The sequence below is a fragment of the Pseudomonas sp. FG-3G genome (assembly GCF_901007645.1).
Classification (GTDB): Bacteria; Pseudomonadota; Gammaproteobacteria; order Pseudomonadales; family Pseudomonadaceae; genus Aquipseudomonas; species Aquipseudomonas rhizophila.
The window spans coordinates 66,266-88,557 of sequence record NZ_CAAKGZ010000003.1; the positions used below are offsets into that span (position 1 = coordinate 66,266).

A 22,292-nucleotide genomic window follows, 5' to 3' on the forward strand; every position below is an offset into this window, starting at 1 on the left:
GTGAACCCGGTAATCAAAAAATTCCAGTTCGGTCAGTCGACCGTTACCCTCGAGACTGGCCGTATCGCCCGTCAGGCCTCCGGCGCAGTGCTGGTCACCGTTGACGACGACGTCAGCGTATTGGTGACCGTTGTCGGTGCCAAGCAAGCCGATCCAGGCAAGGGCTTCTTCCCTCTGTCTGTCCACTACCAGGAAAAGACTTACGCTGCCGGTAAGATCCCTGGCGGTTTCTTCAAGCGCGAAGGCCGTCCTTCCGAGAAGGAAACCCTGACTTCCCGACTGATCGACCGTCCGATCCGTCCGCTGTTCCCAGAAGGCTTCATGAACGAAGTGCAGGTTGTCTGCACCGTCGTTTCCACCAGCAAGAAGACTGATCCGGACATCGCTGCGATGATCGGTACTTCGGCCGCGCTGGCGATCTCCGGCATTCCTTTCGATGGTCCGATCGGCGCTGCCCGTGTTGCGTTCCACGAAAGCACCGGCTACCTGCTGAACCCGACCTACGAGCAACTGAAAGCTTCGAGCCTGGACATGGTCGTGGCCGGTACTTCCGAAGCCGTGCTGATGGTTGAATCCGAAGCCAAAGAGCTGACCGAAGACCAGATGCTGGGCGCTGTACTGTTCGCCCACGACGAGTTCCAGGTGGTGATCAACGCCGTCAAGGAACTGGCCGCCGAAGCCGCCAAGCCAACCTGGACCTGGGCTCCACAAGCCGAAGCCACCGAACTGCTGGGCGCGATCCGTGCCGAGTTCGGCGAAGCGATCTCCCAGGCTTACACCATCACCGTCAAGGCCGATCGTTATGCGCGCCTGGGCGAGCTGAAAGACCAGGTGGTTGCCAAGCTGTCCGGTGAAGAAGGCCAGCCGACTGCCGCTGAAGTCAAAGCCGCTTTCGGTGAAATCGAATACCGCACCGTTCGCGAAAACATCGTCAACGGCAAGCCACGTATCGACGGTCGCGACACTCGCACCGTGCGTCCGCTGAACATTGAAGTCGGCGTTCTGCCAAAGACCCACGGTTCGGCGCTGTTCACCCGTGGCGAAACCCAGGCCCTGGTCGTTGCAACACTGGGCACCGCCCGTGACGCGCAACTGCTGGACACCCTGGAAGGCGAGAAAAAAGACCCGTTCATGCTGCACTACAACTTCCCTCCGTTCTCGGTGGGCGAGTGTGGTCGCATGGGTGGCGCCGGTCGTCGCGAAATCGGTCACGGCCGTCTGGCCCGTCGTTCGGTCCAGGCCATGCTGCCAGCCGCTGACGTGTTCCCGTACACCATTCGCGTGGTATCGGAAATCACCGAGTCCAACGGTTCGAGCTCCATGGCTTCGGTCTGCGGCGCTTCCCTGGCCCTGATGGACGCCGGTGTGCCGATGAAGGCTCCGGTTGCCGGTATCGCCATGGGGCTGGTGAAAGAAGGCGAGAAGTTCGCCGTCCTGACCGACATCCTGGGTGACGAAGACCACCTCGGCGACATGGACTTCAAAGTGGCCGGTACCGCCAAAGGCGTGACCGCACTGCAGATGGACATCAAGATCAAGGGCATCACCGAAGAGATCATGGAAATCGCCCTGGGCCAAGCCCTGGAAGCGCGCCTGAACATCCTCGGCCAGATGAACCAGATCATTGGTCAGTCGCGTACCGAGTTGTCGGAAAACGCTCCGACCATGATCGCGATGAAAATCGACACCGACAAAATCCGTGATGTCATCGGTAAAGGCGGCGCGACCATCCGTGCGATCTGTGAAGAAACCAAGGCTTCGATCGACATCGAAGACGACGGCTCGATCAAGATCTTCGGCGAAACCAAGGAAGCGGCAGAAGCAGCACGTCAGCGCGTCCTGGGCATCACCGCAGAAGCCGAGATCGGCAAGATCTACGTGGGCAAGGTTGAGCGCATCGTCGACTTCGGCGCGTTCGTCAACATCCTGCCGGGCAAGGACGGTCTGGTTCACATCTCCATGCTGAGCGATGCTCGCGTCGAGAAAGTGACCGACATCCTCAAAGAAGGTCAGGAAGTGGAAGTGCTGGTACTGGACGTGGACAACCGCGGTCGTATCAAGCTGTCCATCAAGGACGTAGCGGCAGCCAAGGCGTCGGGCGTTTAATCACCCCCTCGCTTAGCCGCTGAACAAGCAAACGCCCCGACTGGTTCGGGGCGTTTTGCTGTGTGCGGGAAATCACCGTGTCGCAGGTTGCCTGGCCATAAGCTCAGTGCTAGGTTTAGCCCACCGCCCGTGTAGCTCAGCCGGTAGAGCAGCGCACTCGTAACGCGAAGGTCGCAGGTTCGATTCCTGTCTCGGGCACCATGAACAAAATATGTTAAGGCCTTGGAATGGTGTCCGTTCCGGGGCCTTTTTGCTTTTATGTATCAGGTTTCGTTGAGGTTTCATAAATTTTGTAAGTCAGTGAGTAGGTGTGATCGGAGGGTTTTGGTAAACCGAGGTACATCTAGATATATGCGTAAATCCCATAAAAATTTGTGCCTCGGTGGGACAAAATTGGGACAAATCTGTCATGGTCCTTCTGATCGATCCGGATTCGTCAATCAGCGCTCACGTTAACTGACGGGGCTGTACCACTTGGTGTTATCGGTAACGTGGCTTATGATCCGGGATATTGAGCTTAGGCTCGATACCCTTCGAGGTAGTCAACCTCGAATGTGATCCAGGATGAGTGGGAGGCTAGGACTGTGAATGTTCTGGCGCTTTCCGGACGGGCGATTAATCCGCCCATGCTGCCCAATGGGTGTCCCAAGAAAGCTAAGCTGCCGCGGATTCAACCACTCAGGGATCACTGGACGCTAACGCGGCAGTTGAGCCACCCCAAAGGTGAGATAGGGGATCGGCAAAAGTGAACATGCGACACAGCGCCGGGGTAGCGTCCGGTAAAGAGTCTCGGGGTGTAAGGGCATGCGAGTGACCTTACTCAATCCTGCCGCTGACATGGCAAGGCCACCCTTAGACTCCCGAAATCAGGCCCTAGTCTTGCGGGCGTTGTTAGGAAGTGCTGTTTCCTCCAACGCCTTATAGAGCCTCACCGCAACTCGCGTATTGGCGTCGTCCCAAGGGACGACTGCCTTCTACGCATGAGGTGCGGCATGGCCGTCTTTCCAATAAGCACGCTTGAATTCCTATGCAAAAGCTATCCGCCAACGCTTACCGTTGAGCAGGTCAGCGAAATCACGAGTGAACAGCCTCAGACCATTCGTAATTTGGTTAGCCAGGGGCGCTATCGCATTCCTTCCTTCAAAATTGGTCGCAAGCGTGTTTTTCGGCTGGTGGATGTTGCTGACTTCATTGACAGGCAATTCCAAGCTGACCCCAGCCATCCGAGTCATTTAAAACCCCGGCGCGGTAGGCCCACCAAAATTGAGCAAATGGCACGGCGGCGTGCGGCAGAGGATGTACTGCCGCTGGCTACGCTCGTGAGTGGAGGCTGAGTTATGGGGGCCAGCCTATCATGTCGTTCGCTCCTAAATGCCGATACCGAAAGGTTTGATGAGGCGGGGTATTACGCAGGACTTGTGCTTGCTGGCATGGACGCCGAAACGGCTGCAGTAATTGCAGCCAGGACAGCAGCAATAAAGGCGATGCAAGTTGCACCTGTAAAAACAGATGGATCAACACGATCGGCGAAGCCAGCGCGCATTCCTGGGCTCCGTCCAGCCGCTGATATTGCCCTACGAGGTTTGTCGTCTCTGCCTCCAGAGCCCAAGACAGCGCCCATAGCAAAGCAAACGCGTATTCACTCTACTAAGGCGGCCAAGGCAAGCGCAGCGAAGGCAGCGGATCTTTTTGATACTGCCCTTGCGATCCAGAACCAAGAGGCGTCAGCGGCCGGCCAGATTGGATATATGGCGCGCGCTATGATCTGGGCATCAATGCCGCATAAGAAAATTGATGGGGCATTTTACAAGCGCGACAACGGCCTCGCCTCCATCACCATGTTGGTGGACCCTGATATTGGCCTTCCGTATGGCAAGCTACCGCGACTCATTTCCGCGTGGTTAACACGGGAGGCAAAGTTGACCGGATCGCGTGAATTGAAGCTTGGTCGGAGCTTTAATGAATTCGTCGAGAAGCTCGGCCTGTCAACGAGTGGGGGGCTACGTGGCGATACCTCTCGACTGAAGATGCAGGCTACGAAATTGTTTAGCACCACTATTTCGCTAAAAGCGCATCAGGGTGAGGATTTTTCCTACAAGAACGTCGCGCTGTCGGATGAGGGCATACTCCGTTGGGGTCAGAAGAACCCCGGTGGAGGTTCGCTTTGGGAGAGTACGATTACCCTGTCGGAAGCATTCTACCGGGAGTGTATGGACTGCGCCGTGCCGTTCGATCTGCGCGTATTGCACTGCTTGCGATCACCCCTGGCGATAGATCTGTATTTATGGCTGACGTGGCGCATGTTCATTCTTCGACGGCCAGCCCTGATTCCATGGGACGCTCTGCGCTTTCAATTTGGCGTAGGCTACGCGACCACTCCCCAGGGGATGGCGCATTTCCGCGCGGAGTTCAATCGCTGTTTGCACGACGTACATGTGCTGTATCCGGCTGCCCGGCTTTCGTCTGAACGGGATGGGTTACGGCTGCTTCCAAGTCCGCCTCATGTTCGAGCGCTTCCATAGAGCTGTAGAGACCGTCCCAGCGGAACGTCGTTAAGTCCGGATGTGGTAGCGATCCATTGAGGTGCCCTGTGGATAAAGCCAGGCGTTTTCGCTGAAACGCCGATATCGCTACGCTGAAGCTCCGATATAGGGTTGCTGAAACACCGATACGATGACGCTGAAACGCCGATAAGAACTTTGCTGATTCGAGGTTCTACTTATTGATTTATAAAGAAAATTTAGATTTATTCGGCTTCGGCAAGTAGCTTTCAAATAAACAAATATCAACAGTTATTTATCTCCTCTCCATCATGAAGCAAGACGAAACTGTTGGTAGTGAGGCGTGAGCGCGTTTGAAGGCAACCGTCTGAGTTCGGCAGATCCACGCTTCGCGTGGGCAACCCCTTCGGTTGCATCCCGCGTCCTATCCTTGCCGGACTGGCGGCAGGGGCAGGTCCTGCGGCTTCGCCTGGTTCCTACCCCTGGCGCTAGGCTGGGACGCTTGCAGCTGTATCAAGGGTAAAGGCTGCGCCCATCATCCTCGCCCGTTCGGTGCTCGCCCTGACGGGCTCCGCTCCGCTGCGGCCTCCGGTGATGCCCTTGACACATCTTCCAGCTGAGACGGCGCTGTAGAGCCTACAAAATCACTCAAATCCAGATCGCCGTTTACAAAAGCCTGAGCGCGAGCTTCATCTTCGGTACCTAGGCTAAAACCCGAAAGCTCGATCGATGCTCGAGCATAATCGACCGCTTCCTGCCTGCGCTTTCGCTCCTCGTCGGAAATTGCATTGCGTAGCTTCATATGATCACTCTGAAATACCGAGAACAGGTTAATAACAAGACAAATTCAGCGCGGACTCAGAGGGTCAAGGGCGGTACCGCAAGCCGCAGCCCGCGAAGCGGGACCGGGTGAGGATGCCGGCGAAGCGGACCCTTGACGCGCTTTCCACGATGACCCTATTGGCTGGGTTGCGGGAGGCGTTACCCCGCAGCCCTGCCACCCGGCGAGGGGCAGGAAGTCCAGAGGGGCAGAGCCCCTTTGGGTAAGCCCAGCAGGGCGCGCAGGACGAACGCACATATAGCCAAGGAGAGTCGATGAAGGACGATTAGTCTCGTCCAATCCCTCCACCCTTGGCGGGTCCCCAGTTCTTGCCGAGGTTCTCCATGATGTGCTGCCGATAGGCAGGGTTCCACATCGAGTTACCCGCCGCCAGATGATTAAGCCGGCCCCCCGTGACCATCATCCCACTTTGCAAATCGCGGCGCGTGCTTGGTCGGTTCAAAACCTGGGTAGCGGGCGAGGCCGCTGCCTGGGTGACTTGTCGGAGCGTGATACCTGCCGAGGACATGCCGCCGGCCAAGGCCGCCGCCGCTTCAAATGCCTTCTGCAGCAAGAACAGGGTGACACCCGTGACGATCAGGATTTCAAGCATCGTGGCGATAGGGTGGTCAGTAGTGGAAGCCAGAACCGTGGCCGTAAGCGTACTGAAAAACTTCATGCCCATGCCGAGAACCGTTGTCACGAGAGCGATTTGCATGATGTAGGTCATGATCTGACCGAACCAGCTATCAAACCATTTAGCAGTGACGGGAAACATCAGCATGGCGATGAAGAACGGGCCGATTCCGAGCATGACGGTAAGCATGATCTTGGAAACGATGACCATCGCGCCGGCAGGAACGGCGACTAAGAGCGTGGCGAGATAGATGATGACGGCGTTCAGAAAGTCATAAGCCGCCATGGTGTATTCATACCATTGCCGTTTGCCCATTTTTTCGAGCATGTCGCCGCCGATCTTGAAGCCATCCGTGACTGCTTTATCAAGCACCTGATAGACCGAGGTTGCCTGCGTACTGCTACCCGATGCCGAGAAGGCATCAGCCACGCCGGTTTCCAAGCCGCGCAGGGCTTCGACAACCCATAAAAGGTATGTCGGGGCACTCATCGCCAAGCCGCTAATGACAATGAACTTTCCGCACGTTTTCATAAAATTGGAGGAGGGCGCTTCGACATATCCGAAGATGATGGCGAACCCCATCAGGACGAACGTCAGCGTTCCACCGTAGATGAAAACGTCGGTGAACATGGAAATGACGTTGCCCGAAGTGACCTGAACGAACGTGTTCAGGGTCATGTCGATACTTTCGCCAATCCACTCGAAAATATTTGATTCGATTGCCATTTCACTTTCCCCCTTCGAGCGCGTTTATCGGGGCGTGCTTCGTGTAGCCGCGCTTTTCAACGGTCAGATGGTTTGCCGCCGTAACGGCATTGATGCAGTTCGGGGAGGCGTTTAGTTCTCCGGGGTTTGCCTTGCACTTGGCAATCATCGCCGAGCGCTCGGCCTCATGGATCTTGTACCAAACGACAGTTTGAACAGGCGTGTTCTCGCCGCAGCCAGCCAGGACGGCCGCGACGACCAGGGTGATAGAGAGCTTTTTCATTTGCGGACCTCGCGCGTTTCGGCGTCGATAGTTCGGCCGTTGAATTGCCGGGCTTCGTGCTGTTGCAGCACGTCCAATGCGTGGGCCAGCTCGGCCGCGTCGATGATGCGTAGCGCCGCGACGGTGCGCAGAGCGCTTTCTCGTGTGCCTGCCCAATGGCCGGCGAAGCGTTGGCGAGAATTGCGCAGCACAAACACGCAGCCGCTCAGGCAGGCCACGGAGATCAAGGCCGCCATGCCGGGGGCAATTGGGGCCGACTGACGCGGTAGCGTGATACCGAACCAATCTACTGCCGCCACCAGGAACGGAACGATGGCGAGGGTTGCGGCCAGAATGTCGCCTTGAACAAGGGACGGTGCGCGGCGGCCGACTTCACGCGAGAAGCCCATGCGATCAATGCAGAGCCACCACCGCCGCATAAACAGAAGCGTGAAGAAGCAAGCAGCCAGAACAGGGGCGTGAATATAGGAAATCATGGTGTGTCCCTCACTTGTCCAGCAGGTTGAAAGGCTGGTGCTTCGTGTATTCACGATTAGCCAGAACCTTGGCATTGATTTCACGCTGCCGTTGCTGCTGTAGACGGTCCTCGGCCTGCGCCACCATTTGGTACATCTGGAGCTTGGTTTGCTCGTTCTGGATCATGGCTTGCTCGGCCGCGATCCGGCCTTGCAGCTCCGCGATGGCCTTGGGGTCCTGGGTCTGGCTGATGCGGCCCATCAGTCCATCAATTTGCTGCAAACGGCCTTTGGCTTTGTCGTAGGCGTCCAGGGCGAAAGCTTTATCCTGAGCACCTTTCACGGCCTGCGCTTCGCAGCTCGTCCGCTGCGCCGCGACAGCGAAATTGGCACATGCGTCATAGACCTTGTTGTCGTTGTAGATTTGGCCAGCTCGCCCGCTCAGGCCGGAATAGCCGCCGGTTTTTACGCTGTCATAGACGGCTTGCCAGTCTTGGGGTAGGTAGTCTCGTAGTTCTGGATTGTCCATGATGCCGCCCATACCACGCGATCCGGTGATCGACTGGTATTGCTGCTTCATCTGGTCAATCTGCGACGTCATCTGCTCGACTTGCTGCGCCCAGCGCGCAGTATTGGCCGCGAACTCGGCCATCGTCATCGGCGAATCACTTGCTTGGGTGGTTACTGTTACAGGTATTTGCGCGAATGCTGCTGAAGGCACCGCAATGCCTACGGCCAAGAACCAAGAGGGTAAGGGATTTTTCATATTCGCCACTCCAAAGGTTGGGGGGCGAACGCAGGATCGTACTGTTCCGATCTGTCGGTCTGTTTAGGAACCGCGCCCGGCACGCTGAGCGTTCTTGGGGCGACTAGGCGGCCATTCTGTTCATGGTGGTCAGGCCCTTCTTCTCAGGCCGGCACCCGGTACGCGCGAGGCGTTCTTGGGGCGGTTCAGCGCTCGCTAGGAAGCCAAAATTATGCATTCTGGCGTGCAACATTTTCCCATTTTGGCTAGGGGATGTCGATCATGCAAAAACGTTTAGTCAGCAATTTTCTCGCAATTTTAATGAGCGCGCTTTCCGGTCGCAAATTTCGTCATGACGAAGAAATGCCAAGGTATGAGGACTAGTGCAGGATAGGCTAACCGCCGGTAAACTACGCGCGTACTCGCGTGCTTTGGTCCCCCCGTGTGCTGGTCGTTAAAGCTATTGGCAGGTATTTATGGAGCAACAGTCCCCGTACTTGAACGTGTATCTAGGCTCAACCAAAGGACCATGGGTCGACTACTGCAAAGCCCTGGGCAAGAAGCCCGGCGCTGCCATTAAAGAGGCTATCGAGCAGCAGTTGACGAAGGCCGCAGCAAATCCACAGCCGAAGACCTATCACCAGACACGGGAAGCGCCGGCCGCTGAACCCAAGGTTCGCTTTGAAATCCTGTTGACCGAATCCGAAAAGCAGGCAATCCGAGAGCGGGCAAACATCGAACGGTGTTCTATGCGTCGCTGGATCGTTGACGCTTGCCGGACTGGTCTCACGCACGAACCACAGTTCGGCATGACGGAAATCGACGCTTTGGGCGAGTCGAACTATCAGCTACTTGCTATCGGCCGTAACCTGAATCAGATCGCCCGCCGATTGAACGAAGGTAAGCACGCCAAAATCACGGTCGAGCAGATCGAGAAGCTAAGTCGCATCATCGACAAACACACGGATACGGTAAGCACTGCCATTCGGGCCAGCCTTGAGCGGTGGAACATCGAATGAGGCGCGTACTTGATGGCGTCATAAAGGATTGGGGTGAACGCCTGGACTACGGCCGGGTCAAGGTCGTCAGGGTAAGAAACGTTCGTAGTGGAGTGTCTAGAGCAGACCGGCCCGAGCCAAGGCCGAGCGAGCCGGCGACGCGCGAGAAGTCGCTCGCACTGTCAGTAACGCCCCGCGGTGAGGGTGAAGATTCGGGCTGCGGACAAGGATTTCAGCGGTCGGATGGGGACGCTTTGGAAGAATCGGCCTTTTCAACAGAATCGACCAAAAGCAGCCCCTCAAAAGCCGCGGGCGAACATCAAGTCAGAGCTTCGGAGGATGGGTTTCTGCTTTGATCATGAGCCAATACATAACCTTGCGCTGTCAGTGTGGCCGTCAGGTATCGTAATCCATCGCGCATGACTGACCTTTAACCGTCATCGACTAATCTCAACCACTGACAAAGCTCAAAGACGGGATGTCATGGGGCGCGTTGGGCTCAAAAAGATTTTTCTTGTCCTTTTGGATGACTCAAGCCATTGGCCGTAAATGGAATGACCGACTACAGCTCGGCGGATTTTTGTTTAAGGAGGGTCAAAAGTGGACTAGGCTACCCCGCAGGCCAGCCACCCCGTTACAAATAGCTTCGCATGCAGATGAACGTTGATTGGGAATGGAGTCCTGCATTATGAAAACCAAAGTGCGAGACGGGTTATTGCGAACTGTTTAGCTGCGATAGGTTAAGTCGACGACTAAACAAGTTATGAGTCAGCAATAATACAAGGCGGTATGAAATGGCGAATGGTAAAATTCTTCGGCAGCTGTTCAGAGCAGGCACAGCGGGCGATGCGAATGCATTTCGGCTCGCGTCAAAAGCCGTTATTGAGGAAGAGCGGCAAAAGCAGCACCATCTGCTAGCGAATGATCTGGAACAGATTCTCTACGGCGGCGATTCGAGCGTACGGACAGCGGGAAGCCCGCAACGTGCCCATTATGATGTTCCTGTCGATAAAGAACGCGGCCTACCGCTGCTGGATATCCGATCGCCCAAGCGGTCACTCGATGAAGTGATTCTTCCCCCGAGCAGCTCTGCGGCCTTGGAGGAAATTCTTGAGGAAAACAGACGGGCTGATGTTCTACGCAGTTATGGAATGAAGCCTGCTGGTAAGGTCATCTTCTTCGGTCCCCCAGGATGCGGGAAGACCTTGGCGGCTGAAGTCGTGGCCTTTGAGCTCGATCGACCTCTTGCCATCGTACGCTTAGATGCTCTGGTCTCCTCTTTCCTGGGCGAGACTGCCGCAAACCTTCGAAAGGTTTTCGATTTTATTGCCCAGCATCCGTTTGTGGTCCTATTCGATGAATTCGATGCTATTGGCAAAGAACGCGACAACAGCAGTGACCATGGCGAGCTGCATCGAGTAGTAAACGCTGTGCTTCAGATGATGGACTCATACGAAGGTAGTAGTTTGATTATCGCCGCTACGAATCATGAGAAGATCCTCGACTCGGCTATTTGGAGGCGATTTGATGAGTCCATCGAATTCCCCCTTCCGGATGAGAAACAGCTGAAAGAAATTTTGCATCTGAAGCTGCGGGGAATTCGCCGTCAGTTTGAGATTGACGACAGAGAAGTATTGAAGGAGTTTAAGGGTAAGAGTGGAGCGGACGTCGAGCGCGTAATACGCCGTGCAGCAAAACGGATGATCCTGCGGGAGCAAGAGTTTTTGACTATCAAGGAGCTGAAGAGCGCCCTTGCTAGGGAAGACCTCAGGAAGTCATAAACATCAGCCCTCAGGGAAGAAACTGTGGCTACCTATAAGCACCTGAACATTGCGCGCGAGGTACTGGATAACCAGCGCCGGACGAAAAACCCTCCCCATTTCGTGACCCGCGGAGATCTTCGTGGGCATGGACAAAAACTGAATGGCTACTTCGCAACAGCTGAAGGCCAAGCCAGAAAGCAAATCGGCTCCTCTGCGAGCTCTCCCTTCGTCCTCAAACTGACATACGAGGGCGCTCTTACGTTCGCCAACTTGTCACACCACGGGTTGGAATTCATAAGCCAAGAAGACAAACAGCTTTGCGTGGTGTTTGCGACGGAGGCTGGCTTGTCCATGTTCGCCGACCACCTGAAAAAGTTGGGTGTCTTGGGCGCCAGCTTGACCTACCGCCAGATCCTGGAAGCGATCGAAGGGGTCGAGGCGTGGTCCGCAGAGGATCGCAAGAGCTGGGCGCTCAAGAATATCGGCCTTCCAAGCACTCCTAGCTTTAAGCTTGACGTCGAACTTTGGCCTGTTGATGTGGCGAACCACCCTAACCGCATCCGGCTCACAACTGCCTTCGAAGGCTGGCTAGAAAGCCAGAAAATCCGAAAGTTCGACAAGATCAATCTGGACAGTTTGCTGTTGTACCGAGTTGAAGTCACCACAGGCCAGGCTCAACTGCTGCTAGATCATCGCGATGTGCGACTGGTAGATCTCCTTCCTGCAACTGGGATCAGCATTCGCCAGCTGAATCGCGACATCAACGAGCTCCCTCGAAACATTCCTTCCCCCGCGGCTGATGCAGCTCGGGTCTGCATTTTGGATAGCGGTATCAATGGGAACCATCCGCTATTGAAGTCGGCAATGGCTGAGAGCGCCTCTTTTATCGATGGTGAAGGAGATGATGATGAAGTAGGCCACGGCACGGCTGTGGCCGGTGTGGCTCTATATGGCGACGTGGAAGCTTGTGACAAGTCGAATTACTGGCGGCCAGAGTTCTGGATCTACAACGGGAAGGTAATGAAGAAGTGTCCGCATACCGGAAATGCGGTTTATGACGAGCACTCGCTTGAGGCGTCCCTGACCAGGGCTGTCGAGTATTTCGTTGACCTCGGCTGCAGGATCTTCAATCTCTCGCTGGGTAACAGCCATGCTCCGTATGATGGTACCCATGTCCGCGGTCTCGCCTACATCCTGGATGTTCTCTCTAGGCGCCACAACGTCTTATTCGTAGTTTCGACGGGTAACTTCTGTGGATCGGATAACCCGCCAACGCCCATTAACAGCTGGCGAGACGAGTACCCCGAGTATCTGGTAGCAGAACAGAGCGCTATCATCGATCCTGCGCCCGCTATGACGGTACTGACGGTGGGAAGCATCTCTCGGCACAACGCCACTTACGACGCTCAGCGGTTTCCTGAAATCCAGCAGCTCTCACCAGCTTCAGAAAATCAGCCGTCACCCTTCACCCGACATGGCCCCTCAGTAAAAGGCGCCTTCAAGCCGGAACTCGTCGCCGCAGGCGGCAATCTCGCAAGCCCAATGAGGCGGGCCAACGAGCAGTGGCGCTCTGATATGCACGGGCTAGGGGTACTCACCCTCAATCACCAGGTGATCGGCAACACGCTGTTCAAAGAAGTGAGTGGTACTAGCTTCGCGGCACCTTACATCACTCATTTGGCTGGACGTTTGCTGAACGAGTATCCAGCCGCATCTGCCAACCTGCTTCGTGCCATGTTGGTCAATCAGGCATATCTGCCCAATCAAGTCATCTCCACTTTCTCAGATGAGTTCAAGAAGGCCTACAAGGAGGATAAGAACACCTACAACCGCGAGGTAGCGCGCGATGTAGCAGGCTATGGCTCTGTGAGCGAAAGCGATCTCTTCAGGTCCTCCGATAACGTCGTTGTTCTGATGTCGGAAGAGAACATCGAAAACGATTCATGTCAGTTCTTCGAGCTTCCACTTCCGTCCGATTACCTGCGCTCCGCCCGCGCGACACGGGAGCTCTCCGTGACACTTGCCTATTCACCTGCGGTACGTACCACTAGGATCGATTATCTGGCTACTCAGATCAGCTATCGCTTGGTTAAGGGCACTTCGCTGGATGACGTTCAGAAGCACTTCAACCAATTGAAGAAAGCCGAAACCGAGACGCGAAACGACGACGCGACCACCAATCGTGACATCTCTGCTCAAGCGCGCAGCCGCGGTACAGTGCAGTCCTCGCGTTGGACCTTTAAACAGCGCAAGCCAAATGAAAAATGGTATGTGGTAGTGATCAGGCAGGATCGCGAGTGGAGCCATCCTGATGTACTGGACAAAGAGCCTTACGCGTTGGTGGTTACCGTAGCGGATCGGGAAAACGAGAGCGCAAAGCTCTACACTCAGATCCATGCTCTGATTCAGCAGCAGGTCCAAGCAAGAGAGCAGCTGAGGGCAGCGACACGCTTGCAAAACAGAGGTTAAGTCTGCGGGAGCCTGTAGCCGAAGGTCGGGGCTCCCTCTCTTTTTCGCAGTGCTTCGCCAGCAGCTTTCTCCCTTCACGCCGTAATTTTCACCAGGAGCCGTTACGGCGCGGTCTGCGAGCCCGCGGAACACCTGCAGTTCTAAGTGGCATTTAATTTGGTGGTGTGATATCAATTGGCCACGACGTTTTTTTACGCTAAAGCCAGATAAATAATTCAGGTGGATATCCAGGGCGTAAAAATAGCCGAAGTATAGATTTTATAAAGCTGCTTTTTTGTATGTGTGGCAAGGTAGATTTTTTACAATAACAGTGCGTTTTCGAACGCGATAGGGATATGGCTTATGAGCGATAATATAAATAGGCGCAAGGCCGCAATGGTTCTCCATGAAATGGAGCAAGCGCTTGGGAATTTCGTCATTGATACCGAGTTAGATGTTTCGAGGTTTCCAGAACAGCTAATTCAAGATATAGCCAGCAGGGAGAAAGATAGCAATCGACAGTTTGACGGAACCAAGGTCAAGGATGTTGTAGAAGCAACGTATCTCGACGAATTATTTCAAATACTTACCGAGCTTACAAAAGATACCTCGATTAACAACTACCTTGTTTCATTTCGGGAACTGTTCATAAGATATGAGATATATGGTGTCAGGAACTCTGTATCTCATCCGAATCGACGTTTTATAGACCCTTACTGGTACAAGCTCGCCACCGTAGCGTCTGATCCAATTATTGATATCCTAGGGATGGATTCTGTACGTCGCGCTTTAGCATCGGCCGAAAGAAATGAGATTGTAGATCCACCTGAAGAATGGTTGTCTAAGTCGATCTGGCAAATCCGAAACAATATGCCAGATAGATTTGATCATGCTATAACGGGGCTAGTTGGTCGACAAAAGGAAGGCGGAGATTTACTTAAGCTTCTGAAGAATCCACGAGTTAATACCGTGGCGATCGTTGCTCCAGGGGGGCTTGGTAAAACAGCACTAGCTTTAGATCTTCTAGATAAGCTAGTTAAATTGCCAGAAACCGGATCTTGGTGCGATTGCTGTGTTTTCATTTCAATGAAGACGGAGATGCTGACCGCCGAAGGACTCAAGAAGCTAGACGCAGTTGAAACGATTGAAGAGATTCAAGCAAGTATATTAGACGAGCTAAATGCAATTTTTGAAGGTGATTGCACTTCCTTCGAAGATGCTATGGTTGCCTTCGAAGCATCAAAAATCGTTCTATTCATTGATAACCTTGAAACGCTGCTTATTGACTATCCGAAAGAGTTTGAAGAGTTCAATCATTCCCTACCTCAGTCCTGGCGACTACTGGTCACTAGTCGGATTTCAATTAACAATGCAAGTATAATTAGCTTGGAGCCATTAAAGCCCAAATCTGCTTCGCTCTTGGCAAGAGTTTATTCATCACGGAGAGGTGGCGGAAATATTCCAGAAGAAAAGTTGGAAGAGATCGCTAGCAAGTGTCATTGTAATCCACTGGCCATACGATTAACGCTTGATCTTTTTCTCGCAGGCAAAGATATACCTCAATCTATTAGTGTGGCCAACAAAGAGATCGCTAATTTCTCCTATAATAATTTGATTGAAAGTCTTTCTAATACATCTATTAAAATACTGGAGGCGCTTTTCGTTGCGGGGAACAGCGGACGCTCCGATTTGTGTGAGCTTTTGGCTCTTTCGCGAGATGAACTCGCTTCTGGAATATCGGAGCTTAGCAATACGAGCTTGTTGGGAAGGGAAATTACAGATGACGGAGAAGTGTTCAATTTAAGCGGCTCAATAACTGATTTATTGCTGACGAATCCAAAAAATATAACTGTGCGCCGCGATATTCAATCTCTAGTGAGTAGGCGCAAAGCTCAAGCTCGAGAAATTGATGCGAGACAAGTACATCAAAAAATTCCTCACCATCGCTGGGACTTCATTCCGCCGGTCTTACATCAGAATCTAAAGATATTGCTTACGGATTTTAATAAATCTATGCAAAAGTTCTATCTTAAGCCGGAAAAGGCTATTCTTTTAAGTCGAAAGTTTTCTGAGGTTGATCATCTGTATGATGTACATGCGATCTTTAATCGTGACTACGGAAAAATTTATGAATCACTGAACGCCAAAGAGCTTGCGGCTGCAAAATATCTTAAGGCTATTTCGCAAGATCCAGAAGATCCGAATAATAAACTTTTCCTTGCAATGCTTCATCACTCTATGGGCGAGTATGAGGAGGCACGTGATATTTATAATGAGCTTATAGATAGTGGTTGGGGTGAAGAGGTTGATTCTGACGCATCGGTGGCAGTAGAAGTTGTTAATGGTCGTTTACTAACTTTGCTTTATGATCATAAGCATGATCGTATTATTGACGAGACGGTAGAGTGGAAAACTAAAGGGAAGCTCAGGGGGGTATATGGTGCGTTCAGAGCTAGTGCCTTAAAGCGGCAGGCAGAGGCTACTGCGGCAGATGATCCTCAGACTACTTCACAGACTCTGCAGCGTGCTATAAAAATTCTTGACGATGTATTCAGGAATGATGGTTATTCAAAAAGCATCTGCTTGCTGGCAAAGAATATATTCAATGAGCTAGCGTTCCTATTGAATAGGAAAGAGTATAAAGAAAACGCAGAGTTTGCGAATGCAACGTTGAACTTCATTAGTACTCATCTTATAAATTCTACAGAGCACGTCAAATATCGTGAGAGTGATTATGTTTACCAATTGGTAAAGAGCCTGTCTAAATTGAATCTACCTAACAACCCGTTCAAAGATAATTTTTGGACTCAGATCTCGTCTATTGGGTCGCACGACGATTTGGATGAGGTGGAAGCACAAGACAAAGACTTAACAATTACCACCGTCACTCGACTTCCAAAGGGAAGAGCCGGGGGAGCCAACACCTTTCTTTTCGCTGTTTGCGATAAGAGAGTTGAGTACTTCATCCATTTTGATAATTTAACCAATAGTGATTTTCAAACTTGGAAAAAATTGAAAGTGGGGGCGCGGCTAGGGGTGAAAGTTGCCGCTGATCACTACCAAGAGAAAGGTCGAGCTTTAAAAGTTACTGAGGTTCACATATTGTCATAAGCGCCATCGGTGTTAGACGAGATCACTGATCTCCGCGAATGTTTGTTTGCAATCGTACAGCCCAGAATGGTTTTCATTCTGGGTTTTTGCAAGCGTGGCTTGATAGCGGAATGATCCAGATATGCCAGCGGTTCTGAAGAGTGTCCTCAATCAGCGAGAAATGATCTAGTCTTTCCCCACCATCACTCAGGACAAAAGCCATGTGTGGAAATTCAGGGGTAAACATCGCCACCGCAGATGCTATAACGTTGCTCCTGCACAATCAGCACGCCTTAGCTGCTGCTATTGAAGAAGTTATTAAGCTGCTCTCAGGGGAGAGAGCAGAAAGCATCGCCGATAACGCGATGACAGCAATGCAAACCTTGGACACAAATATGCAAGCGATCACAGATGCCATCATGCGAATACGTAAATCGTAGGTATGTGACCCCAGCATTGGCCATACGGAATATAAGAGCTGGTCTTCTATTACGCTAACCGCTTAGCTAGGTCCTTAGCCCTTGGATGGTAGTAGCGCATCAACATGCGTGGCTCTTTATGGCCAGTAATTTTGGTCAGCTCATGCATCGGAAATATTTCCGCCAAGCGAGACGTCGCTTCGTGCCGTAGGTCATGGAATCGAAGATCGGTGAGGTACCTTTGCGCTGGCCGGGTCTTGGCTTCCTGGCATTCGGCCTCATAGAATCTTCTGGCACGTGTTACTGCCCTTTCAAATGCTCGTGTGACCGCATCACTTCGAATTCGAAAAACTCTAGTGTCGTTACTTTCGTGTGGCTCTTTGCTGGTGGGAATCAGTGATTCAAGGATTGCCACTGCTTTCGAGGAAAGGGGCACGTCTCGTGAGTCTCCGTTTTTGGTTCTTGGTAGGTGTGCGACTCGATCCCTTAAATCAATATGTTCCCAGCGGAGGCTAACGATTTCACTTCGACGCATCGCTGTCTCAACGGCGAGTTGGATTATAGAGGGAAGGGAGCCAGATTCTGTAGCCGCGATGATGCGCTCTAGCTCATCGTCGGTTGCGCTTCGGCTAGGGCTTTGTTCTTTGCCTTCCTCGGCGGAAACAGGAAGCCCGCTTCCTATGACCATGTCCGAACAGCTTGTTGTGAAGAGGCGTCGCGTACGCGCATTGTTGGGTTGCGGTTTGCGTACAAGCTCAAGGGGATTGCTAAGGCTCTCCATGCCCCATTCCTTACGAGCGACGTTGAATACGTGGGAAAGCACTTGGAATCGTCTTAATACGGTGGCGGGTTTCACGGACTTCAGCCATTGATCACGTAACTTGGCGATATCAGAGCTGCGGATTGTCGGCATCGTTCTCATGGCAAGCTCGCTGGCCTTCCAAATTCGCAGCACTGAGCGCTCGGCTACCTCTCCTTTTTTATGGGGGGTGATTTCTCGCTCATAACGGCTCAACGCTTCATAGAGCGTGGTAGCTTCAGCTTCAGTGCGGCTGACGAACGCCCCTCGATCTATTTGATGCTCAATGGCCCTGGCCCATTCTTCTGCATCGGCCCGAGTGTTGAAGGTTTTTACCTGGTCAGGGTAGCCTCTGCGACGAACACGCGCTTGCCATTGCAGTTCGCCGCGTTTACGGAAGCTAGCCATACTGTTTATCCTCAATGATGCCAGCCACAAGTGGGACAGAATTGGGACAATAAAGCCAAGTGCTGTCCTCTCCAGAGGCTGAGGTTGCCTACAAACTGCTTGTAGACTAGGCTACCGAGATTCCTTGGAATGTCGAGTTCAGTCACTCGTAACGCGAAGGTCGCAGGTTCGATTCCTGTCTCGGGCACCAGGTTCTTCTCACTTGCGGTTGTTGCACAGGCTTGTGTCTCTGTTAGGATTCCCTTGTCCCAAAAAGCACACACATTTGTTTTCAGATGATCCCCGAATGGTTCTGAAGGCCAGATAAACCGGGCTTCACACGGTTTTTTGCGTCAGAGAGATCCTTGATGATCCAGATCCATCTTCCATTCCCCAGATCAACGAGAACGCCATGACTGCTAAAGCATTGACCCAGGAAGCCAGACACGAAGAAGCACTGAAGAAGTACGTGCTGGATGCGCCCCAGTTGCTCGAAGAGATCAAGGACCTGAGCGCCGACGATCAAAAAGACCAGATCCAGTGGGCGTTCGAGGATGAGGCCGAAGCCCAGGGATTACAGCCTTGGGAGTTGACGCTCAAGTACACCAGCACACCTGAAGAGTTCGAGGAACAGCGCCTTGCCTTGCACAAGGAAGCGGCCGAGGTACTGGGTGTGGAATGGGATGAATACTGCGAGATGAATAATCTGGTGGTCTGATAAAAACGCCAGCCTTTTGAGGCTGGCGTTTTTTGTTGTCAGAGACTGAGCCGCATCGACAGGTCCACCGCTTTCACATCCTTGGTCATTGCCCCGATCGAGATGTAGTCCACCCCGGTCTCGGCAATGGGGCGCAACGTGCTTTCGTTGATCCCGCCGCTGGCCTCCAGCTTCGCCTTGCCGCCGTTCAGGCGTACGGCTTCGCGCATGTCATCCAGGCTCAGTTCGTCGAGCATGATGATGTCGGCATTGGCCGCCAGCGCTTCTTTCAATTCAGTCAGGCTTTCCACTTCGATTTCCACCGGTTTGCCCGGTGCGATCTTGTGGGCGGCGGCAATGGCCTGGGCGATGCCGCCGCAGGCTGCGATGTGGTTTTCCTTGATCAGGAAGGCATCGTAGAGGCCGATGCGGTGGTTATGGCAACCGCCACAGGTGACGGCGTACTTCTGGGCCAGGCGCAGCCCTGGGAGGGTTTTGCGAGTGTCCAGCAGCTTGACCTGGGTGTCGGCCACAAAGTCGGCCAAGTAGCGGGCTCGGGTGGCCACGCCAGAAAGCATCTGCAGAAAGTTCAGCGCGCTGCGTTCGCCGGTCAGCAGCGAGCGGGCCGGGCCTTCGAGGTGGAACAGCGCCTGGTCGGGGCTTGCCCGGTCGCCATCGCGTACTTGCCAATGCACGGCGACGCGCGGATCCAGTTGCCGGAACACGGCATCGACCCAGGCCGTGCCGCTGATGACTGCGGCTTCCCGGGTAATGATGGTGGCTTTGGCCAGGCGTTCGGCGGGGATCAGTTGCGCGGTGATGTCGCCGCTGCCGATGTCTTCGAGCAACGCGCGGCGCACGTTGGCCTCGATTTCGGCGGTCAGATCGGCGAGACGTAGATTCGGCATAACGGGCTCCACAAACAAAGTGGCCCGATTATAGGGCCAGTGGCTTGTCTCACAAACAATGTTCCTTATGGGTGACGGCGCCGGACGTCTGCGCCAGGCATCGAAACCTGCATTTGGTCGCATCCTCGCAACATTTCCCCGATTGTCCGGTCACTTATTGCGGAGTATTTCGACCTGGGTCACAGAGTCTGCTGGCATGACCGGGTTCTTTTACCAGATAATCCGCCTTTCGATTGACGTCATGGCTTTGACGTTTCGAGCGCAAGAGCACCCTTTCAGGAGACCAGGATGCACAACGACGGGAATGTAGTGCCCTTGCACAAGGTTTCTACCGATCAGGCGAACCGTTCGCCGCTCGCCCGCCTGCCTGTGATTCTGCTTCAGGTGCGCGACAAGGCCGCCCAGCAGTTGCGCCTTGGTTTGCAGGGGCTGTTCGACAATGCCGACGACACGCTGTTTGAAATGGCCGATCGGGCGCGCAACGATGTCGATCAGAACCTGTTCTTCGAAGCCATGCGGGACTTGCGCCTCAAGCGCAAAAGCATTGAGCGCGAATTTATCGAGCAGTTTTTCGAAGCCTTTGTCAGCCTCGCCCAATACGATCCGACCCAAGCCACCTTGGCGCCGGCGCACGCCTCCGGCCCTCAGGTTCAGCGCACGCATGATGACCTGGAGCGCCATCTGGCGGTGGAGGCCATGGTCACCCGTGTGCTCAGTCGCGATAGCGTGGCTCTTGAGCAACTGACTGCACGGCTCAGCGTCTTGCTCACCAGGCCGCTGGCAAACCAGCAGAACCCTTTGAGCCCAGCGCTGCTGTGTGAAAACTTTCTACAGGCCGGTCGCAACCTGGGGGTGGAGATCAAGGTCAAGCTGATCTTGCTCAAATTGTTCGAGCGCTATGTGCTCAGCGAGTGCGATCAACTGTATACCGAGGCCAACCAGTTGCTGGCCGCTACGGGCATCCTGCCGGATCTCAAGATTTCACCCTCGCGACGAGCGTCGGATCGCGCCGATGAGGCCCCGCGTACCAAGACTGAAAGTGCCGGCCCCAAGGCCGCCGAAGTCGATGACAGCGTGCAGGAAGTATTTGCTGCGTTGCAGAAACTATTGATGCAGGTGCGTGGCAGCGTGGCGCCGACTCTGGAGGCCAGCGCACCGGCCCAACCGATCTCGACCCGTGATTTGCTGCGCCTGCTCTCCCATTTGCAGCAGTACGTGCCGGCGCCTGCCATCGAGGATGAGTTCGACCTGCGCAGCCAACTCGAACAGCTGCTGACCCGGGTCAGCGTCAGAAGCGGCAAGTCGCGGGTGGTCGACGACGCCGATGAAGACGTGATCAACCTGATCTCGATGATGTTTGAATTCATCCTCGACGACCATAACCTGCCGGACTCCTTCAAGGCGTTGATCGGCCGTCTGCAGATTCCGATGCTCAAGGTTGCGGTGCAGGACAAGAGCTTTTTCAGTCGGGGCAATCATCCGGCCCGACGGTTGCTCAATGAAATCGCCGCTGCTGCCACGGGCTGGGGCGATTGCGACGACCATCAGCGCGACAGCCTCTATCTGCGCATTGAACAGGTGGTGCAGCGGTTGTTGAATGACTTTGTCGATGACCCGGCGATCTTCTCTGAATTGCTGGCCGATTTCCTGGCCTTCACCAGCGATGAAAGACGTCGCAGCGAATTGCTCGAACAGCGTATTCGTGACGCCGAAGAAGGTCGGGCTAAGGCCGAACTGGCGCGCCTGCGCGTCGAAGGCGTGCTGAATCAGGTCATGCTGGGCAAAGTGTTGCCGCAAGCGGTGGTGGAGTTCGTGCAGCACGCCTGGAGCCAGGTGTTATTGCTGACCTGCTTCAAGCACGGCAAATATTCAGCCGAGTGGCAGGCCGACGTTTTGACGCTGGAAGAACTGATCTGGAGCGTCCAGCATCACGAAGAACCGGATGCCGGCCTGCGCTTGCTGACGATAGTGCCGCAGCTGCTCAAAGCCTTGCGTGAAGGCCTGAGCCGTTCGGCGTTCGACCCGTTTGCCACCAGCGAGTTTTTCAGCGAGCTGGAAACCCTCCACGTGCTGGCCCTCGAACGCATGGGACAGGCAACGGAACAAACCCAGTCGTTCAATTCGCCGGTCATGGTCCAGGTCTCGGAGAAAATTGTCCTGCGCACCGCTCAAAAGGCCCCGGAAGACAGTGCGGCGGTGCACTTGCCGGCCGATGATGTGGGCCTGCTTCAGGTCGATCAGTTGCGATTGGGAAGCTGGGTTGAGTTCCAGGAGGACGATGACAACAGCCTGCGTTGCAAACTGGCGGCGATCATCGAGGCCACCGGCAAATATGTCTTCGTCAACCGCACGGGCCTCAAAGTGCTGGAGCACAGCCGCACCAGCCTGGCCCTGGAATTTCGCCGAGGGACGGCGCGTCTGTTGGACGACACCTTACTGTTCGACCGGGCGCTGGAATCGGTGCTGGGCAATCTGCGTCAGCTCAATCGCGGCAAGTGATCGCACAGCCAGGGCCGATCGCGGCATACTGG

Annotated in this window: 16 protein-coding genes and 1 tRNA gene; 11 read left to right on the forward strand and 6 right to left on the reverse strand. The window is 54.1% G+C overall.

Features of this window, described 5'->3' with window-relative positions:
* The 4 genes from pnp (at nucleotide 1) to PSEUDOMOFG3G_RS02180 (ending at nucleotide 4,628) form a co-directional block, all read left to right on the forward strand.
* Nucleotides 1-2,106, forward strand: a complete 2,106-nt coding sequence (pnp, locus tag PSEUDOMOFG3G_RS02165; RefSeq protein ID WP_047229052.1) for a polyribonucleotide nucleotidyltransferase — start codon at nucleotides 1-3, stop codon at nucleotides 2,104-2,106.
* Nucleotides 2,107-2,231: 125 nt separating this feature from the next.
* Nucleotides 2,232-2,307, forward strand: a tRNA-Thr gene (locus PSEUDOMOFG3G_RS02170).
* A 791-nt stretch (nucleotides 2,308-3,098) separates the two neighbouring features.
* A complete protein-coding gene (locus PSEUDOMOFG3G_RS02175) occupies nucleotides 3,099-3,440 on the forward strand; it encodes a helix-turn-helix domain-containing protein (protein ID WP_171061312.1) in 342 nt (113 codons plus the stop codon).
* 3 nt (nucleotides 3,441-3,443) lie between these two features.
* Nucleotides 3,444-4,628 carry a replication protein RepA gene (locus tag PSEUDOMOFG3G_RS02180; protein WP_218951702.1) on the forward strand — a complete coding sequence of 395 codons (1,185 nt, stop codon included), beginning with the start codon at nucleotides 3,444-3,446 and terminating at the stop codon, nucleotides 4,626-4,628.
* 1,085 nt (nucleotides 4,629-5,713) lie between these two features.
* On the opposite strand, the gene PSEUDOMOFG3G_RS02190 is transcribed toward PSEUDOMOFG3G_RS02180, so the two are convergent.
* Genes PSEUDOMOFG3G_RS02190 through virB5 form a run of 4 tightly spaced genes read right to left on the reverse strand, consistent with a single transcriptional unit; the run spans nucleotide 5,714 to nucleotide 8,273 of the window.
* A complete protein-coding gene (locus PSEUDOMOFG3G_RS02190; protein WP_139049109.1) occupies nucleotides 5,714-6,790 on the reverse strand; it encodes a type IV secretion system protein in 1,077 nt (358 codons plus the stop codon).
* 1 nt (nucleotide 6,791) lies between these two features.
* Nucleotides 6,792-7,052 (reverse strand): EexN family lipoprotein, encoded by a 261-nt coding sequence (locus PSEUDOMOFG3G_RS02195; protein ID WP_139049110.1) that lies wholly within the window; start codon nucleotides 7,050-7,052, stop codon nucleotides 6,792-6,794.
* Nucleotides 7,049-7,528 (reverse strand): hypothetical protein, encoded by a 480-nt coding sequence (locus tag PSEUDOMOFG3G_RS02200; RefSeq protein WP_139049111.1) that lies wholly within the window; start codon nucleotides 7,526-7,528, stop codon nucleotides 7,049-7,051. Before PSEUDOMOFG3G_RS02200 ends, PSEUDOMOFG3G_RS02195 begins: the two co-directional genes overlap by 4 nt.
* 10 nt (nucleotides 7,529-7,538) lie before the next feature.
* Complete coding sequence (gene virB5, locus PSEUDOMOFG3G_RS02205) at nucleotides 7,539-8,273, reverse strand: P-type DNA transfer protein VirB5 (RefSeq protein ID WP_139049112.1); 735 nt, start codon at nucleotides 8,271-8,273, stop codon at nucleotides 7,539-7,541.
* Between the two features lie 455 nt (nucleotides 8,274-8,728).
* On the opposite strand from virB5, the gene mobC reads away from it, so the two are divergent.
* The 5 genes from mobC to PSEUDOMOFG3G_RS02230 all read left to right on the forward strand — a co-directional run bounded on the left by mobC (nucleotide 8,729) and on the right by PSEUDOMOFG3G_RS02230 (nucleotide 16,991).
* Nucleotides 8,729-9,271, forward strand: coding sequence for a plasmid mobilization relaxosome protein MobC (mobC, locus tag PSEUDOMOFG3G_RS02210; RefSeq protein ID WP_139049113.1), 543 nt, complete (start codon nucleotides 8,729-8,731; stop codon nucleotides 9,269-9,271).
* 773 nt (nucleotides 9,272-10,044) lie between these two features.
* Entirely contained in the window at nucleotides 10,045-11,031 is a 987-nt protein-coding gene (locus tag PSEUDOMOFG3G_RS02215; RefSeq protein WP_139049114.1) for an AAA family ATPase, read from the forward strand.
* Nucleotides 11,032-11,055: 24 nt separating this feature from the next.
* The gene (locus PSEUDOMOFG3G_RS02220; RefSeq protein WP_139049115.1) at nucleotides 11,056-13,482 is read left to right on the forward strand and encodes a S8 family peptidase; all 2,427 of its coding nucleotides are present in this window, start codon (nucleotides 11,056-11,058) and stop codon (nucleotides 13,480-13,482) included.
* 342 nt (nucleotides 13,483-13,824) lie between these two features.
* Nucleotides 13,825-16,572: an NB-ARC domain-containing protein gene (locus PSEUDOMOFG3G_RS02225; RefSeq protein WP_139049116.1), complete on the forward strand. Its 2,748-nt coding sequence runs from the start codon at nucleotides 13,825-13,827 to the stop codon at nucleotides 16,570-16,572.
* Between the two features lie 200 nt (nucleotides 16,573-16,772).
* Nucleotides 16,773-16,991, forward strand: coding sequence for a hypothetical protein (locus tag PSEUDOMOFG3G_RS02230; protein ID WP_139049117.1), 219 nt, complete (start codon nucleotides 16,773-16,775; stop codon nucleotides 16,989-16,991).
* A 49-nt stretch (nucleotides 16,992-17,040) separates the two neighbouring features.
* Here the strand turns inward: PSEUDOMOFG3G_RS02230 and PSEUDOMOFG3G_RS02235 are convergent, their stop codons facing one another.
* The gene (locus PSEUDOMOFG3G_RS02235) at nucleotides 17,041-18,177 is read right to left on the reverse strand and encodes a site-specific integrase (protein WP_139049118.1); all 1,137 of its coding nucleotides are present in this window, start codon (nucleotides 18,175-18,177) and stop codon (nucleotides 17,041-17,043) included.
* A gap of 391 nt (nucleotides 18,178-18,568) precedes the next feature.
* Between PSEUDOMOFG3G_RS02235 and PSEUDOMOFG3G_RS02240 the strand changes: the two genes are divergently transcribed.
* Nucleotides 18,569-18,874 carry a DUF6388 family protein gene (locus tag PSEUDOMOFG3G_RS02240; protein WP_047229051.1) on the forward strand — a complete coding sequence of 102 codons (306 nt, stop codon included), beginning with the start codon at nucleotides 18,569-18,571 and terminating at the stop codon, nucleotides 18,872-18,874.
* Nucleotides 18,875-18,912: 38 nt separating this feature from the next.
* Here PSEUDOMOFG3G_RS02240 and nadC read toward each other — a convergent pair whose 3' ends face one another.
* Nucleotides 18,913-19,761, reverse strand: coding sequence for a carboxylating nicotinate-nucleotide diphosphorylase (gene nadC, locus PSEUDOMOFG3G_RS02245; RefSeq protein WP_047229050.1), 849 nt, complete (start codon nucleotides 19,759-19,761; stop codon nucleotides 18,913-18,915).
* Nucleotides 19,762-20,049: 288 nt separating this feature from the next.
* Between nadC and PSEUDOMOFG3G_RS02250 the strand changes: the two genes are divergently transcribed.
* Complete coding sequence (locus PSEUDOMOFG3G_RS02250; RefSeq protein ID WP_139049119.1) at nucleotides 20,050-22,260, forward strand: DUF1631 domain-containing protein; 2,211 nt, start codon at nucleotides 20,050-20,052, stop codon at nucleotides 22,258-22,260.
* Nucleotides 22,261-22,292: the final 32 nt, after the last annotated feature.

Coding starts and splice junctions, on each gene's coding strand:
- PSEUDOMOFG3G_RS02195 (WP_139049110.1), bottom strand. CDS start 7,052: ATGAAAAAGCTCTCTATCACCCTGGTCGTCGCGGCCGTCCTGGCTGGC.
- PSEUDOMOFG3G_RS02200 (WP_139049111.1), bottom strand. CDS start 7,528: ATGATTTCCTATATTCACGCCCCTGTTCTGGCTGCTTGCTTCTTCACG.
- mobC (WP_139049113.1), top strand. CDS start 8,729: ATGGAGCAACAGTCCCCGTACTTGAACGTGTATCTAGGCTCAACCAAA.
- PSEUDOMOFG3G_RS02180 (WP_218951702.1), top strand. CDS start 3,444: ATGGGGGCCAGCCTATCATGTCGTTCGCTCCTAAATGCCGATACCGAA.
- nadC (WP_047229050.1), bottom strand. CDS start 19,761: ATGCCGAATCTACGTCTCGCCGATCTGACCGCCGAAATCGAGGCCAAC.
- PSEUDOMOFG3G_RS02175 (WP_171061312.1), top strand. CDS start 3,099: ATGGCCGTCTTTCCAATAAGCACGCTTGAATTCCTATGCAAAAGCTAT.
- virB5 (WP_139049112.1), bottom strand. CDS start 8,273: ATGAAAAATCCCTTACCCTCTTGGTTCTTGGCCGTAGGCATTGCGGTG.
- PSEUDOMOFG3G_RS02250 (WP_139049119.1), top strand. CDS start 20,050: ATGCACAACGACGGGAATGTAGTGCCCTTGCACAAGGTTTCTACCGAT.
- PSEUDOMOFG3G_RS02190 (WP_139049109.1), bottom strand. CDS start 6,790: ATGGCAATCGAATCAAATATTTTCGAGTGGATTGGCGAAAGTATCGAC.
- PSEUDOMOFG3G_RS02215 (WP_139049114.1), top strand. CDS start 10,045: ATGGCGAATGGTAAAATTCTTCGGCAGCTGTTCAGAGCAGGCACAGCG.
- PSEUDOMOFG3G_RS02230 (WP_139049117.1), top strand. CDS start 16,773: ATGTGTGGAAATTCAGGGGTAAACATCGCCACCGCAGATGCTATAACG.
- PSEUDOMOFG3G_RS02225 (WP_139049116.1), top strand. CDS start 13,825: ATGAGCGATAATATAAATAGGCGCAAGGCCGCAATGGTTCTCCATGAA.
- PSEUDOMOFG3G_RS02235 (WP_139049118.1), bottom strand. CDS start 18,177: ATGGCTAGCTTCCGTAAACGCGGCGAACTGCAATGGCAAGCGCGTGTT.
- PSEUDOMOFG3G_RS02240 (WP_047229051.1), top strand. CDS start 18,569: ATGACTGCTAAAGCATTGACCCAGGAAGCCAGACACGAAGAAGCACTG.